Here is a 14,023-nt window from a genome sequence, read left to right on the forward strand (position 1 = left end):
CGACATTAACGACAATTTAACCATGGCATGCCGACACTCCCAACCGTCGGGACGACCTTACCGGCATCTTTGCTGAGGTTGGATCAGCCATGACCCTTCTCACGCGGCTTTTTCTTCTGGTGTTGCTCGCCGTCGCACCCACCTTGGCCATTCAGGTCCATGGCGTCGCGGAGCTGCGTGCCGAGCGCGAGGCCGAGGTCGCCGACCAGGCCGAGCGCCTGCTCCGCCTGGTGGAAGGGGAAGAGGCCCGTCTGGTGGAGGGGGCCCGCCAGGCGGCGGTCGCGGTCGCCGAGGCGTCGTTCCTGCGGACCGGCGACGACGATCGCTGCCAGGCCTATCTGGAGCGGCTGTCGCGCCTGTCGCCCGGGCACCAGACGATCTACGTCTCCGACGGGGCGGGGCGCATCGTGTGCAGCGGCGACCCGGCCGCGGTCGGCAGCGTGATCGACACAGGCCTGTTCCGGGCCACCGTCGACGGCGGCGGCTTCACCGTGGGCGTGTTCACCCGGTGGCCGCCCGACGGCCGCCCCGTGCTTCCCTTCGCGGTGCCCTACCGCGACGACAACGGCCATCCGGTCGGGGTGGTCGCCGTCACCCTCGACCTCGATTGGCTGGCCCGGGCGCTCGACGCCTCGACCCTGCCGGCCGGGGCCAGTGCGGTGGTGGCCGACCGCAACGGCGTCATCCTCGCCCGCCTGCCCGACACCGGCGGCTGGACCGGCGGGCGCCTTCCCGAAAGCCACCGCGCCCTGGCGGAGGTGCCGGCCACCCAACGGGCGCATGTCGGCGCCGACCATCCGGGAACCACGGTCACGGTGGCGCCCGGGGTGGACGGCACCTTGAGGGTGCTCGCCTTCCGCACCGCGCAGGACAGCGACACCGGGCTGTTCAGCAGCGTCGGGCTCGACCACGCCTCGGCGATGCGGGAGACCGAGCAGACCACGCTGCGCGGTGTCGCCATGACCATGCTCGGCTTCGGCGTCGCCGCCCTGGCCGCCTGGATCGGCGGCACGCTGTTCATCCGCCGGCCGGTCCAGGCGCTGATCGTCGCCGCGCGCGACTGGCGCGACGGCCGCTCCTCGGCGCGCGCCGCGCTTGGCGACCGGCGCTCCGAGATCGGCCAGCTCGGCCTCGCCTTCGACGGCATGGCCGAGGCGCTGGAGGCGCGCGAGGCGGAGCTGCGGGCCAAGGAACGGCATCTCAGCGACGTGCTCGACAGCCTGCCGGCCTTCACCCTGGTGCTCGCTCCCGACGGGTCGGTGCAGGAGGTCAACCGGGCGGCGCTGGAGATGTCCGGCCTGGACCTCGACGCGGTGGTCGGCCGGCGCCTCGACGCCGTCGCCTGGTGGGCCGCGGGCGACGCGCGTGCGCGCCTGCGCGCCGCGGTGGCCCTGGCGGCCGGGGGCACCCCGTCCCGCTTCGACACATCCTTCCGCGGCGTCCTGTCGACCCGCACCCTCGACTTCACCCTGGCGCCGATGACCGACGGCCGGGGCCGGGTCACCCATCTCATCGCGTCGGGCATCGACATCACCGAGCGCACCCGCACGGAGGATGCGCTGCGCGTCGCCGAGGAGCGCTTCCGCGTCGCCTTGAAGAACTCCGGCGTGGTGGTGTCGCACCAGGACCGCGACCTGCGCTACACGTGGATCCACAACGCCACCGCCGGCGCCGACCAGGCCATCGGCCGCACCGATCGCGAGGCCCTGGAAAGCACGGGCACAGACCCTGCCGACATCGCGCGGCTGACCGCGCTCAAGGAGCGGGTGCTGGCGTCCGGCGAGGGCGAGAGCACCGAGGTGTGCGTCCGCTTCGGTGGCGAGGAGCGGTTCTACGACCTCACCGCCGAGCCGCTGCGCGATCCGCAGGGTGCGATCGTCGGCGTGACCTGCGCGGCGGTCGACGTCACCGGCCGGCGCCGCGACGCCGACGCGGTGCGCGCCGCCCGCGAGGAGGCCGACGCCGCCAACGTCGCCAAGTCCAAGTTCCTGGCCGCCGCCAGCCACGACCTGCGCCAGCCGGTGCAGTCGCTGCTGCTGTTCGCCGCGACCCTGTCCGACCGCCTTCAGGACCATCCGTCCCGGCCGCTCCTCGACAACCTGCGCCAGGCCTTGGGCACCCTGAAGTCGCTGCTCGACAGCCTGCTCGACATGTCGCGCCTGGAATCCGGCAAGATCGCCGCGGTGGCGATGCCGGTGCGGGTCGACGACCTGCTGGGCCGGCTGGCGGCGGAATACGCGCCGCGGGCACGGCAGAAGGGGCTCGACCTGCGCACCGTGCGCAGCGGCCTGTGGGTGAAGAGCGACCCGGCGCTGCTGGAGCGCATCCTGCGCAACCTCATCGAGAACGCGTTGCGCTACACCCGGTCCGGGCGGGTGCTGGTGGGGGCCCGCCGCAGCGGCAACGGGGCCCGCCTCGAGGTGTGGGACACCGGGATCGGCATCGCCCCCGACCAGCTCGAACGGATCTTCGAGGAGTTCACCCAGCTCGACGACGCCCGCGGTGAGCGCGGGCTGGGCCTCGGCCTGGCCATCGTCAAGCGGTTGGCGCGCCTGCTCGGCCACACCGTGTCGGTGCGCTCCGTTCCCGGGCGGGGCTCCGCCTTCGCCGTCGCCGTGGAGCGCCTCGCGCCGCCGGCGCGCCCGAAGGTGGTCCACAGCGGCGAACCGGCGGCCGAGGGGGGCAAGGGACTGGTGCTGGTGATCGACGACGAGGCGATCGTCCTGCTCGGCCTCAAGGCGATGCTCGAGGGGTGGGGCTACGACGTCATCGCCGCCCGCTCCGGGGAGCACGCCCTGGCGCTCCTGGAGAAGGACGGGCGACGCCCGCAGCTCCTGCTGTCCGACTACCAGCTCCAGGGCGGCAAGACCGGGCCGCAGGCGCTCCAGGCCATCCAGGCGACCCTCGGCGGCACGCTGCCGGGCATCATCCTGACCGGCGACACCACGCCGGAGCGCCTGGCCGAGGCCCAGCGCAACGGCTACCGCGTCCTGCACAAGCCGGTCTTCCCCAATGACCTGAAAAAAGTGATGACCGCCGCCGCCGCCTGACGTGCCGCGGCGATCAAGCGCTCATGGCCGGCGCGGAGACCACAGTCCTTTGAGCAATTTTTCGTGTATTTGTCGCATAGAGTCGCCATGATAGGTTCGCGTTCATTGTATTTCCGTGGATTCCATGCATCATTTTTGGATCAAAAGGGGGTGCGGCACATCTCGATGCACCGCAGATCATTGGCAATAGATCGAAAATAGAGTTGACGGATTAGGTGTTGCTTATGATCCTTTCTCGTGCGCGGGAAAGGGAGACGCTCATGGCGGCCGCGGTGTTCAAACGCAGCCTCGTCATCCTCGTCTGCGACGGAACCGGCAATGACGCGGGCGCGGGGGCGGTGGCGGACGGCCTGACCGCCATGGGCTTCACGGTGCAGCGGTTCGCCTCGTGCCGTCAGGCCGCGTCCTTCCCGACGGCACGGATCCCGGAGGTGCACGCGGTGCTCGCCGGCTGCGACTTCTCCGACGGGCCGACCGGGGAGGAGGCGGTGGAAACCCTCTACCGCCATTTCCTCGGCGTGCCCCTGGCGCTGCTGGACGACGGGCACAGCGCGGTGGCGGCGCACCTCGGCGCCACCTACGGCTTCGCGGTGCTGACGGTCCCGGTGGGACTGGACGACCTGGCGCGGGTCATGGTCAACGCGCATTTCGACCGGCCGTCCTGACCCGCACAGGGCCTGACCCCCACCTTGACTCCCACGCCCGGCCCGCACCACATAAGACATCACTAAAGTTCGGGATTGCGGAGACGCCCGATGCACATCGTCTGCCCCCACTGCGACACCATCAACCGCGTGGCTCCGGACAAGCCGGCGCTGGCCGGAAAATGCGGCCACTGCCACGGCGCCCTGTTCGAGGGGGGCCCGGTCTCCCTCACCGCCGAGCGGTTCCGTCGCCACGCCGAGCACGGCGACCTGCCGCTGCTGATCGATTTCTGGGCCGAATGGTGCGGGCCGTGCCGGGTCATGGCGCCCGCCTTCGAGCAGGCGGCCAAGGCGCTGGAGCCGCAGGTCCGGCTGGTCAAGATCGACACCGACCGGGAGCAGGCCCTGGCGGGCCGGTTCCAGATCCGCGGCATTCCCACCCTCCTCCTCCTGCACCGTGGCCAGGAGGTGGCGCGCACCAGCGGCGCCATGCCGACCGGCGCCCTGGTCGCCTGGACCCGCCAGCGGCTCGCACCACCCTGAGCCGGATGTCCGAGTTCGCCCAGGGGTGGGCTCGGAACTCCGGCTCAGGCCAGCAGGAAGACGAGGCCGGGGATGGTCACCATCGACAGCACGGTCGAAAGGAAGAACGTCCCCGATCCGAACCCCGGGGTGGCGTTCAGACGCTCGGCGAAGATCACCACGGTCACGCCCGCCGGCAGACCGGCAGTCAGCACGGCCGCCAGCACCCAGTCATGGGGCAGGCCCAGGAGGCGCCCGGCCAGTCCCGCCACCAGCAGGGGCATGACGACCAGCTTCAGCGCGCAGGCCACCACGGCCGTCCCGGGCATCACCAGCCCCCTGCAGGCGCCGAGGCTGACGCCCACCAGGAACAGGCCGAGCGGCAGCGAGGCGCCGCCCACCAGGGCGAACGACGAGTCCAGGAAGGCGGGGACGGGGATGCCGGTCAGGTTGACGGCCAGCCCGGCCACCACCGCGAGGGTGATCGGATTTTCGCCCAGGCTGCGCCTCAGCATCGCCCCGAGGGTCGCCGGCCCGCTCCCCGCCGCCCCGACGCGCAGGCTCAGCGCGGCCAGCGTGAACAGGATCGCGGCGTGGAAGGTCACGATCCAGAACAGCGTCACCACCCCCTCCTGCCCCATCAGGTGGGAGATGATCGGCAACCCCACCAGGATCGTGTTCGAGTAGTTGCCGCCCATGGCGAAGACGGTGGTGTCGGCATCGCGCAGCCCCAGCCGCCGGCCGAGGACGAAGGCCGCCAGGAACACGCCGACCGCCACCGTGAAGTAGGCGAGCAGCAGAAGCCCGACCTCCGGGGCGGGCAGGGCGCTGGTGCGCAGGGCGTCGAAAACCAGGGCGGGTAGGGACACCCAGAAGACGAAGTTGGTCGCACCGGACAGCGTCGCGGGGCTGGCCAGCCCCGTGCGCGCGAAGACGAAGCCCGTCGCCAGCGCAAAGTACACGGGGAAGAAGACGTCGACGAGGGTGCGAAGGTCCATGGGGCACTCGAGGGGAAACCCGGACGGGACCGGGCACCGGAGAAGGCCGGGCGGCGCGCGACGGCGGCGGCCGGCGTCGGCCGGCGCCGTCGCTCCGGACGACGGGGTGCGGTGGTTCTGGCGGGGCGGCCCGGGTGGGGGCCGTGGGTGGGGGGCCGGGTGGGGCGTCAGGCGGGGAGGGTCGGCGCCGGCCGCGCCGTGAAACCCAGGAACCGCTCCAGGCGCTCGGCCACGTCCAGCAGGGACTCCTCCCGATTGGCCAGCGCGACGAGCTGCAGGGACAGGGGAAGGCCGGCCGAGTCCAGCCCCGAGGGCAGGGCGATCGCGCAGCCGTCGAGGTAGTTCACCGGACGGGTGTAGGTCGACATCAGCGGCCGGTCCTCGTCGACGTCGGCGAGCGGGATCGCCGTGAAGCCGGTGGTCGGCGTGAGCAGGGCGTCGAAGGGCGCCATCGCCGCGGCGAAGGCGGCGATCCGGCCGGTCCGCTCGTCGAGGCGGCGCAGGTAGTCCGCGGCGCCCAGCGTGGCACCGGAGAGGATGCGCGCGCGGGTGTGCGGGCCGTAGCGGTCGGGGTGGGCAGCGATGGTGTCGCGGTGGTAGGCGTAGGCCTCGGCGGCGATGATCTCCCCGCTGGCCGCGGCAAGGTCGTCGAAGGCGAAGGGCAGGCGCAAGGGCGCGAGGGACCAGCCCTCGGCGGCGAGGCCGTGCAGGACATCCCGGTAATGGGCCTCGACCTCGGGCGTCGTCACCGGGGACATCGCCTCCGACGGCAGGAAGGCGAGGGTCCGTCCGGTGCCGGGCGTGCCGCTCCACGGCTGGTCGCTGAGCACCCGGTGGATCAGGCGGGCATCCGCGACCGTGCGCGTCAGCGGCCCGATGGAGTCGAGGGTGGTGGAGAGGGGGATGCAGCCGGCGGTGCTCACCCGCCCGGACGAGGGCTTCAGGCCGACGACGCCGTCGAAGCTGGCGGGGATGCGCACGGAGCCGCCGGTGTCCGTGCCGATCGCCGCCGGGCACAGCGCCGCCCCAACGGCGACCCCGGAGCCGCTGGAGGAGCCGCCGGGCACCCGGTGCCGCGCCCCGTCCCACGGGTTGCGCGGCGTCCCGTGGGCGTGGTTCGTACCCCAGCCGCCGAAGGCGAACTCGACGAGATGGGTGCGGCCGAGCAGGACCATCCCGGCCCGCTTCAGGCGGGCGACCGCATCGGCGTCCGCCGTCGACGCGGCCGCGCCGGCCAGCAGCGCCGACCCGGCACCGCAGGGCGTGCCCTCGGCGTGCAGCAGATCCTTCACCGCGATCGGCAGTCCCTGCAAGGGGCCCAGCCGGACACCGGCCGCCAGCAGGGCGTCGTGGCCGCGGGCCGCCGTCAGCGCGGTCTCGGCCTGGACCGTGACGAAGGCGGACAGCGCCGGGTCGAGCGCGGCGATGCGGTCGAGGTAGAGCTGGGCGATCTCCCGGCAGGAGACGGTGCGCTCGGCGAGGGCGGCGCCCAGCGCCGTCAGCGAGGAAAAGGGGTCCACGTGTCCCACGGTCCGGAGTCCACTAAGACGGGGAAGGGAAAGGGAGGGGGTGCCCGGCGCGCGGGCCGGGCACCCCCGTCCCGCGTCAGTTGCCGGGGGTGAGAACCGGCGTGTCGGTGGCCGCGCTCTCCGGCCACACCGAGACGATCGCGTTGCCGGGAAGCCGCTGGACGACCACCCAGGGCATCTGCAGCTGCATGCCGGTCTCGGCGATCTCGTAGGGGCCGGCGAGGACGACGAGCTGGTTGTTGAGAGCCAGTGCCGCCTGCTTCATGGCGGCGGGATCGAGGCTGTCGGCCGTCTCGATGATCTTCTCCAGCACCACGCCCGCGCCGTAGGCCAGCACGGTCTGGAAGTCCGGGGCGTATTCGGCGTTGGGGAACAGCGCGGTGTAGGCGGCGGTGAACTGGTCGCGGTTCATGCCCGCGTTCACCGGCCAGGTGACGCTGCTGTGATAGTTCGTGTTGCTGAAGATGTAGTCGCCGGCCGCGCCCACCTCGTCGAACTGCGGCTGGACCGCGTAGTTCATGAAGGTGTAGGGGAACGACAGCCCCATCTGCCGCATCTGCTGGGCCATGCTCATCTGGTCGCCCTCGTAGGCGGCCGGGAAGAAGAAGTCGGCGCCCAGCGCCTGGGCCTTCTGGATCATCAACGAGAAGTCCTTGGTCCCCTTGGGGTAGGCCTCGTCCATGACCACCGCGATGCCCTTTTCCTTGGCGATGCGCACGGCCTCGCGGGCAAGCCCGGCGGGATAGGGCTCCTCGACGTGGACGACCGCCAGTTTCTTCAGGCCGAGATGCGCGGCCAGCTCCACCGGCGCCTTGGGCATCAGCGACACCGGCATCTGGGTGGTGGAGACGACGTACTTGAAACCCTGCTCGTAGACGGCGTTGGACGACGCCGACCAGACGTCCAGGAACTTGCCGTAGCGTTCCGACACGGTCGCCGCGGCGGCCGTCAGGGTCGACCCGAAGGGCGCCATCAGGACGTCGACGCCGTCGTCGTTGATCAGGTCCTCGTACACGCGGGCGACCATCTGCTTGTCCGAGCGGTCGTCGCGCTTGATCAGCTCGACCAGGCGCGTCTCACCGCCGACGCGGATGCCGCCCTTGTCGTTGACCTCCTTGACCCAGACCTCGACCCCCCGCTCGCCGGACTGGGAGGCCAGGGCGAAGGTGCCGCTCGACGACACGGTCATGCCGATCTTGATGGGGTCCGCGGCCCAGGCCGGCGCGGCCACGGCCGCCGCGGCGAGCGCGGCCGCGACGACGCGCGAGAGGGGAGCGTTGAGGCGCATGGGGAGGCTCCTTCGGGTGACGGTGGAGGAGGGGGAGGGCTCAGGCGACGTCGATCTTGTAGTCGACCCATTCCGCGACCAGTCCGCGGAGCTGGGCGTCGGAGGCGAAGCTGGAGCGGTCGCCCTCGGCCTTGTTGCGGCCGAGATCCAGGATGTAGAGGTAGTCGGAGATCGCCGCGCACTGCCGGACGTTCTGGTCGACCAGCAGGATGGTCGCGCCCTCCCGGGCCAGCTCCTCGGTCAGCCGGTAGATCTCCTTCGAGAGCTTCGGCGCGATCATCGCGGTGGGCTCGTCGAGCAGGATGACCGCCGGTTCCAGCAGCAGGGCGCGGGCGATCTCCAGGAAACGCTGCTGGCCGCCGGACAGGGCGCGGGCGGGCGACTGGCGGGCTTCGTAGAGGGCGGGAAAGCGCCGGTAGACGCTGTCCATCATCCGGGCCACCCGCGCCGTGTCGCGGCGGAACGGCCAGGTCCCCAGCAGCAGGTTGTCGTCGACGCTGAGGTCGCCGAAGGTCGAGCGGTTCTGGGGCACGAAGGCGATGCCGTTGAGCGCCCGCTCGTGGGCCTTGGCGCGGGTGAGGTCGCGGTCGCCGAGGCGGATCGCCCCGCTCTTCAGCGGCAGCAGCCCGGCCAGCGCCTTCAGCGCGGTCGACTTGCCGGCCCCGTTGGGCCCGATGATCCCCGTGACCCTGCCGGGGCGGGCGGTCAGCGACAGCCCGTTCAGGACGGTGATGTCCCCGTTGTACGCGACGACGCCGGCGTCGAGCGTCAGGGTGTTCGCGGGCGTGGTGCTGCTGGTCATGGGTCCGCCGATCCTCAGGCGCCGAGATAGGATTCGATGACGTCGGGGTTGGCCTTGACGGCCTCGGCGGAGCCCTCCGCCAGTTTGCGGCCCTCGTGCATCACCAGGATGGAATCCGACAGGCGGTAGACCGAGGTCAGGTCGTGGCTGACCAGGATCACCGAGCAGCCCTGCTTCTCCGGCATGTCCTTGATGACGTCGATCAGCAGCAGGGCCAGGGAGGGGTTGACGCCGGCGAAGGGCTCGTCCAGCAGCACCAGACGGGGCTCGGCGATCATCACCCGGGCCATCTCCACCAGCTTCTGCTGGCCGCCGGACAGCTCCTCGGCGAAGTTGTAGCGCAGCCGCCAGAGGTCGACGCGCTTCAGCCAGGCCTCCGAACGGCTCAGGATCTCGGCGTCGCCCAGCCCGCTGCTGAGCAGCGGCACCTTCAGGTTTTCCAGCAGGGTCAGCTTGTGGAACAGCTTGGGCACCTGGAACGTGCGGCCGATCCCGCGGCGGAAGATCTCGTGGGTGGCGAGCTGGTCGATCTTCTCGCCGTCGAAGAAGATGTCGCCCTTGCTGGCCGCGTGGATGCCGTTGACGCAGTTCAGCATGGTCGTCTTCCCCGAGCCGTTCATGCCCAGGACGCCGAGGATGCTGCGGTCCTTCACGTCGAACGAGACACCCTTGAGGGCGTGGAGGCCGCCGAAGGACTTTTGCAGGTCGAACACCGTAAGAAGAGCCATCACCGCCCCCCCGCGACGCCGAAGATGCCCGTGGGCCTGAAGAGGATGACCGCGACCAGCAGCACCAGCCCGGCCAGCATGGCCACCGTGCCGCTGGCGAAAATCGTGGTCATCTGCTCGGCGAAGCCGAACAGGACGCCGCCGACCAGCGCCCCGACGGGATGCCCGAGGCCGCCCAGGACGACGATGATGAAGCCGATGAGGGTGTAGTCCTGGCCGGCGAAGGGGGAGAAGGCGGGGAAGATCATGGCCATGAGGATGCCGCTCACGGCGGCCAGCCCCAACCCGGTGCCGAAGGCCAGGGCCGACATCCGGTCGAGGTCGATGCCGACGATGCGCACCGCGTCGCGGTTCATGACGATGGCCCGCAAGGCCTTGCCGGCCAGGGTGCGGTAGAGGAACACGAACACCGCCACCGCGATGGCCAGGGAGATCGCCAGGGCGATCAGCCGGATGGTGGGCACGATGACGGTCCCCGCCCGCAGGAACATCGGTTCGATCGGAACCTGGATCGACCGGGTGTCCGCGCCGAACGCCAGCAGCATGCCGGCGCCCAGGAACAGGGACAGGCCGAACATCACCAGCAGCGAGGCGTGCTCGGGATCGTCGGAGGCCTGCAGGGGCTTCACCAGGACGAAGAACGCCAGGTAGCCCAGGGCGGCGAACAGCACGAAGCCGATCGGCATGGCCAGGAAGGGCGACAGGCCGAACAGGTCCGACAGGAAATAGGCGAGGTACGCCCCGAGAATGATCACCTCGCCGTGGGCGAAGTTCACGACGCGCAGGACGCCGAAGATGATGTTCAGCCCCACGCCGATGAGGGCGTAGATGATGCCGATGACGAGGCCGTTGATGAGCCCCTGGACGACAAGGAATTCCATGGCGGCGCTCTCGGTCAGGGGATGTATTTGCGCAGGTGGGAGCGCTTGAAGGCGATGTGGCCGACCACGCCGCGGGGCAGGCGGATGACCAGGATGATGATGATCAGCCCGAGGAACAGCAGGTTGAGGGACGGGAACAGGTCCCACACGATCTGGTCGACCACGTACAGCCCCACCGCCCCGACCACGGGACCCAGCGCGAAGCCCAGGCCCCCGGCCATGGCGTAGACGATGGTCTTGGTGGTGATCAGCAGGTTGAAGGACGAATCCAGGTCGATGGCGTTGCTGTACCACGCCTCCAGCGCGCCGACGCCGGCCGGGAAGACGCTGGCCAGCAGCCACGCCTTGGCACGGCTCCGGGTGACGTTGATGCCCAGGATCGCCGCGGCCTCGTGATCGTCGCGCACCGCCCTGAGCGCCACGCCGAGGCGCGAATGGGTCAATGCCCCCGCCACCACCAGCGCCGTCACCATGAGGGCGACCATGGAGTAGTAGGCCGCCACCGGGTCGTTGGCGGAGGCCAGAACCAGGCCGATGCTGCCGCCGGTGATGCGCTCCGGAAGCAGCGAGACCACCAGCTTGCAGATGATGGCGAGAGCGAGGCTGACGATGCCGAAATACACCCCGCGCAGACGCAGGGTCGGCACCAGCAGCAAGCCCAGGGCGGCGCCGACGGCGCAGGCGACCAGGAAGGCGACCGCCACCGGCGCGTCGTAGGTGCGGACCAGGACGCCGAACGCGTAGGCGCCGACCCCGTGGAAGGCCACGTAACCGAACGGCATGTAGCCCGTCAGACCGGCCACGAAGTTGAAGGACGTGGCCAGGGTCACCGCCAAGGCCATGTAGAACAGGTATGACGTGGTCACCGTGACGGCGGGCAGCGCGCAGAAGGCGATGGCCATGCCGGCGCACACGACGCCCCAGATCACCAGCCGCGTCCGCTCCGCGTTTTCCGCCGAAGGTGTTGGCAAGGCAGACAGTATCAAAGCGTTCATACCTCGGTTCCGCACGCTGCATTGCAACAAGAGCGGCTCCGACTATAGGGCTGGCGGATTTCCCTGTCCCATGGAGAAACATCGACATACCATAGACGTAGGTTATGGAAGCCGTGGCTGTGCGGCGCCATTCGCGAGAGATCCGCCCATGCTCGCTCCGCGCTACATCGAGATCTTCATGGAGGTGCTGGCCCGGGGCTCCCATTCCGCCGCGGCGCGCCGGCTCGGCGTGTCCCAGCCCGCCGTCAGCAAGGCCATGGCGTATCTGGAGCAGCGCCTGGGCCTCGCCCTGTTCACCCGGGCCGGCGGGCGGATCGTGCCGACCGAGGCGGCGGCACGGCTCGCGGCGCTGGGCCAGCGGGTGCTCGACCAGAGCGACCGGGTGCGCCGGGTCGCGCGCGGCCTCGGCGACCGGCGCGCCTTGAGCATCGCGGCGGCCCCGGGCTATTCGCTGGGGGTGCTGCCGCGGGTGATCCCCGGGTTCAACCGCGACATGCCGGAGATCGCCCTGGACATCCAGACCATGACCACCGACGACCTGAACGCGGCGATCCGCGCGGAGCGGGTCGATTTCGGGCTGGCGGTGGGCTCGCGCGAGGAGCCCGGGCTGGTCGACGAGCCGCTGGCCATGGACGAGGTCCTGCTGCTCACGCCGCGCGACCATCCCCTGGCCGAGCGTGCGGAGATCGACGTGTCGGAGCTGTCCGGCCACCCCCACATCGGCGTGCCGGACCACCGGCCGGTGGGGCAATTGATCGTCCGCGGGTTTCAAAGCCAGGGGCTGCCCTACCGCCCCTCCATGATCGTCGACGCCTTCGACCTGGGGGTGCAGCTGTGCGAACGCGGTGTGGCCCCGGTCCTCGCCAGCCGCATCGCCGCGATGAACGCCCGGACCGACCGGGTCGCCGTGGTGCGGCTGCGGCCGGCCATCCGCTACGCCGTGGTCGCCCGCAAGCGCGAGGCCGCCGTTCTGTCGGAGGCGGCGCATCGCTTCATCGCCCGCTTCCGCGCCGCGCTCGCCGCCCGGGACGGCGCCCCGTGAGCGCCCGCCTGTTCCAGGTGTTCGATGCCGTCATCACCGGAGGGAGCGTCTCCGCCGCCGCCCGGGCGCTCAACATCGCCCAGCCGACGGCCAGCAAGCTGCTGGCCGCCCTCGAGGCGGCGGTTCCCGCCCCGCTGTTCACCCGGGTGAAAGGGCGCCTGGTGCCGACCAAGGAGGCCCGGCTGCTGGCCGCCGAGGTGGCCCTGCTGTTCGAGGCGGTGGCCGAGTTCGAGGACAAGGCGGCGTGGCTGCGCCGGGGCGGGCGGACCAGGTTCACCCTGCTGGTCTGTTCCGAGATCCTCGATACGCTGCTGCCGCGGGCTCTGGCCCGGCTGTGGCCCGACCATCCCGAGGTGACCTTCGATCTCGTGCCGGCGCCGCACCGCGCCGAGGTGGCGGCGCGCCTCGCCGCGGACGCCGGCGCCCTGGCGCTTCTGCTCGCCCCCCTGGAGCAGCAGGAGTTCCAGGCCCGGCGGGTCGGCCGCGTGTCCTACCGGCTGGTGGTCCCGCGCGGTCAGGAGGGAAACCCGTGGGCGCTTCCCCAGGTGCTGCCCCCCGCCGGAACCGACCGTCACGCCGTGGTGACCGAGTACTGCCGGACGCTGGGGCTGTCGCTGGAGCGGGCCTTGACCGCGCCGACCCTGGCCACGCAGGTGGCCTATGTCCAGGCCGGGCTGGGCGCCGCCATCCTGCCGCCGCTGGCGCTGCCCGGCGACCTCGTCGCCCTGACCCCGACCCCGCCACCCGACGTGCCGTTCTGGCTGGTCGGGCAGGACCTCAGGGCGTGCGGCCCCGTGCTGGAGCAGTTGATCGCCTGCCTCGCCGAGGGAAGCTGACGCCGCCGCCGCGCCGCCCGTCACCAACGGCCGGGTTGCCGGGCGGCCGGCGATGGCCGATAAAGGACCGCTCCGGCACCACGCGAGCCCGAGCCCGAGCATGAGCAAGGCCTTCGTCAAAGAGGACACCGGCGACGCCGACGACGACGCCCCCGAGGGCGCCGCCCGCCTGCCCGCCGGCAGCAAGAACTACATGACGCCCGCCGGATTCGAGCGCCTGCGGGGCGAGTTGCGGCACCTCCTGCGGGTCGAGCGCCCCAAGGTCGTGGAGGTGGTGTCGTGGGCCGCCGGCAACGGCGACCGCTCGGAGAACGGCGACTATCTCTATGGCAAGAAGCGTCTGCGCGAGATCGATCGGCGCATCCGTTTTCTCAACAAACGCCTGGAAGCCGCTGAAGTGGTTGACCCCGCCCTGCAGAAGACCCGCGACCGCGTGTTCTTCGGGGCCACCGTGACCTACGCCCGCGAGAGCGGCGAGGAGAACACCGTCACCATCGTCGGCGTCGATGAGGTCGACACCGGGCGCGGCCATGTGAGCTGGATCTCTCCGGTCGCGCGGGCCTTGCTGAAGGCGCGGGAGGGGGACGAGGTGATCCTGCGCACCCCGGCCGGCCCGGAATCGATCGAGGTCGTTGAAATCCGGTATCTCGACGAGGCGTGAGGAACGGCCCTCTCCCGTTCCGGGGGGAACGGGCCGCGCTGTCCGCC

Annotated in this window: 13 protein-coding genes; 6 read left to right on the forward strand and 7 right to left on the reverse strand. The window is 71.0% G+C overall.

Translation table 11 applies throughout. The annotated features are described in order from the left end of the window. Nucleotides 1–89: 89 nt before the first annotated feature. The 3 genes from AC6H2I_RS20770 to trxC all read left to right on the forward strand — a co-directional run bounded on the left by AC6H2I_RS20770 (nucleotide 90) and on the right by trxC (nucleotide 4,237). The gene (locus AC6H2I_RS20770) at nucleotides 90–3,050 is read left to right on the forward strand and encodes a PAS domain-containing protein (RefSeq protein ID WP_497502613.1); all 2,961 of its coding nucleotides are present in this window, start codon (nucleotides 90–92) and stop codon (nucleotides 3,048–3,050) included. Between the two features lie 260 nt (nucleotides 3,051–3,310). Next, a complete protein-coding gene (locus tag AC6H2I_RS20775; RefSeq protein ID WP_497502614.1) occupies nucleotides 3,311–3,715 on the forward strand; it encodes a hypothetical protein in 405 nt (134 codons plus the stop codon). Between the two features lie 90 nt (nucleotides 3,716–3,805). Next, nucleotides 3,806–4,237 carry a thioredoxin TrxC gene (gene trxC / locus AC6H2I_RS20780; RefSeq protein ID WP_497502615.1) on the forward strand — a complete coding sequence of 144 codons (432 nt, stop codon included), beginning with the start codon at nucleotides 3,806–3,808 and terminating at the stop codon, nucleotides 4,235–4,237. Between the two features lie 44 nt (nucleotides 4,238–4,281). On the opposite strand, the gene AC6H2I_RS20785 is transcribed toward trxC, so the two are convergent. The 7 genes from AC6H2I_RS20785 to AC6H2I_RS20815 all read right to left on the reverse strand — a co-directional run bounded on the left by AC6H2I_RS20785 (nucleotide 4,282) and on the right by AC6H2I_RS20815 (nucleotide 11,371). Next, complete coding sequence (locus tag AC6H2I_RS20785; RefSeq protein ID WP_497502616.1) at nucleotides 4,282–5,214, reverse strand: AEC family transporter; 933 nt, start codon at nucleotides 5,212–5,214, stop codon at nucleotides 4,282–4,284. A gap of 167 nt (nucleotides 5,215–5,381) precedes the next feature. Then, on the reverse strand, nucleotides 5,382–6,743 hold the full coding sequence (locus tag AC6H2I_RS20790; protein ID WP_497502617.1) for an amidase: 1,362 nt from the start codon (nucleotides 6,741–6,743) through the stop codon (nucleotides 5,382–5,384). 76 nt (nucleotides 6,744–6,819) lie between these two features. Further along, nucleotides 6,820–8,031: an amino acid ABC transporter substrate-binding protein gene (locus AC6H2I_RS20795; RefSeq protein WP_497502618.1), complete on the reverse strand. Its 1,212-nt coding sequence runs from the start codon at nucleotides 8,029–8,031 to the stop codon at nucleotides 6,820–6,822. Nucleotides 8,032–8,071: 40 nt separating this feature from the next. Continuing rightward, nucleotides 8,072–8,833, reverse strand: a complete 762-nt coding sequence (locus tag AC6H2I_RS20800; RefSeq protein WP_497502619.1) for an ABC transporter ATP-binding protein — start codon at nucleotides 8,831–8,833, stop codon at nucleotides 8,072–8,074. 14 nt (nucleotides 8,834–8,847) lie between these two features. Then, nucleotides 8,848–9,561, reverse strand: a complete 714-nt coding sequence (locus AC6H2I_RS20805) for an ABC transporter ATP-binding protein (RefSeq protein WP_497502620.1) — start codon at nucleotides 9,559–9,561, stop codon at nucleotides 8,848–8,850. Then, the gene (locus AC6H2I_RS20810) at nucleotides 9,561–10,442 is read right to left on the reverse strand and encodes a branched-chain amino acid ABC transporter permease (RefSeq protein ID WP_497502621.1); all 882 of its coding nucleotides are present in this window, start codon (nucleotides 10,440–10,442) and stop codon (nucleotides 9,561–9,563) included. Before AC6H2I_RS20810 ends, AC6H2I_RS20805 begins: the two co-directional genes overlap by 1 nt. 14 nt (nucleotides 10,443–10,456) lie before the next feature. Beyond that, nucleotides 10,457–11,371: a branched-chain amino acid ABC transporter permease gene (locus AC6H2I_RS20815; RefSeq protein ID WP_497502622.1), complete on the reverse strand. Its 915-nt coding sequence runs from the start codon at nucleotides 11,369–11,371 to the stop codon at nucleotides 10,457–10,459. Nucleotides 11,372–11,585: 214 nt separating this feature from the next. Between AC6H2I_RS20815 and AC6H2I_RS20820 the strand changes: the two genes are divergently transcribed. From AC6H2I_RS20820 to greB, 3 genes are all read left to right on the forward strand, one after another. Continuing rightward, nucleotides 11,586–12,479, forward strand: a complete 894-nt coding sequence (locus AC6H2I_RS20820) for a LysR family transcriptional regulator (protein ID WP_497502623.1) — start codon at nucleotides 11,586–11,588, stop codon at nucleotides 12,477–12,479. Beyond that, on the forward strand, nucleotides 12,476–13,315 hold the full coding sequence (locus tag AC6H2I_RS20825) for a LysR family transcriptional regulator (protein ID WP_497502624.1): 840 nt from the start codon (nucleotides 12,476–12,478) through the stop codon (nucleotides 13,313–13,315). Before AC6H2I_RS20820 ends, AC6H2I_RS20825 begins: the two co-directional genes overlap by 4 nt. 100 nt (nucleotides 13,316–13,415) lie before the next feature. Continuing rightward, nucleotides 13,416–13,976, forward strand: a complete 561-nt coding sequence (gene greB / locus AC6H2I_RS20830; RefSeq protein WP_497502625.1) for a transcription elongation factor GreB — start codon at nucleotides 13,416–13,418, stop codon at nucleotides 13,974–13,976. The last annotated feature ends 47 nt before the right edge of the window (nucleotides 13,977–14,023 follow it).

Source organism: Azospirillum sp. NS33, from assembly GCF_059703765.1.

Bases quoted from the DNA above. Each gene is read 5' to 3' on its own strand.
- AC6H2I_RS20820 (WP_497502623.1), top strand. From the start codon at position 11,586: ATGCTCGCTCCGCGCTACATCGAGATCTTCATGGAGGTGCTGGCCCGG.
- AC6H2I_RS20810 (WP_497502621.1), bottom strand. From the start codon at position 10,442: ATGGAATTCCTTGTCGTCCAGGGGCTCATCAACGGCCTCGTCATCGGC.
- AC6H2I_RS20775 (WP_497502614.1), top strand. From the start codon at position 3,311: ATGGCGGCCGCGGTGTTCAAACGCAGCCTCGTCATCCTCGTCTGCGAC.
- AC6H2I_RS20800 (WP_497502619.1), bottom strand. From the start codon at position 8,833: ATGACCAGCAGCACCACGCCCGCGAACACCCTGACGCTCGACGCCGGC.
- AC6H2I_RS20785 (WP_497502616.1), bottom strand. From the start codon at position 5,214: ATGGACCTTCGCACCCTCGTCGACGTCTTCTTCCCCGTGTACTTTGCG.
- greB (WP_497502625.1), top strand. From the start codon at position 13,416: ATGAGCAAGGCCTTCGTCAAAGAGGACACCGGCGACGCCGACGACGAC.
- trxC (WP_497502615.1), top strand. From the start codon at position 3,806: ATGCACATCGTCTGCCCCCACTGCGACACCATCAACCGCGTGGCTCCG.
- AC6H2I_RS20770 (WP_497502613.1), top strand. From the start codon at position 90: ATGACCCTTCTCACGCGGCTTTTTCTTCTGGTGTTGCTCGCCGTCGCA.
- AC6H2I_RS20805 (WP_497502620.1), bottom strand. From the start codon at position 9,561: ATGGCTCTTCTTACGGTGTTCGACCTGCAAAAGTCCTTCGGCGGCCTC.
- AC6H2I_RS20795 (WP_497502618.1), bottom strand. From the start codon at position 8,031: ATGCGCCTCAACGCTCCCCTCTCGCGCGTCGTCGCGGCCGCGCTCGCC.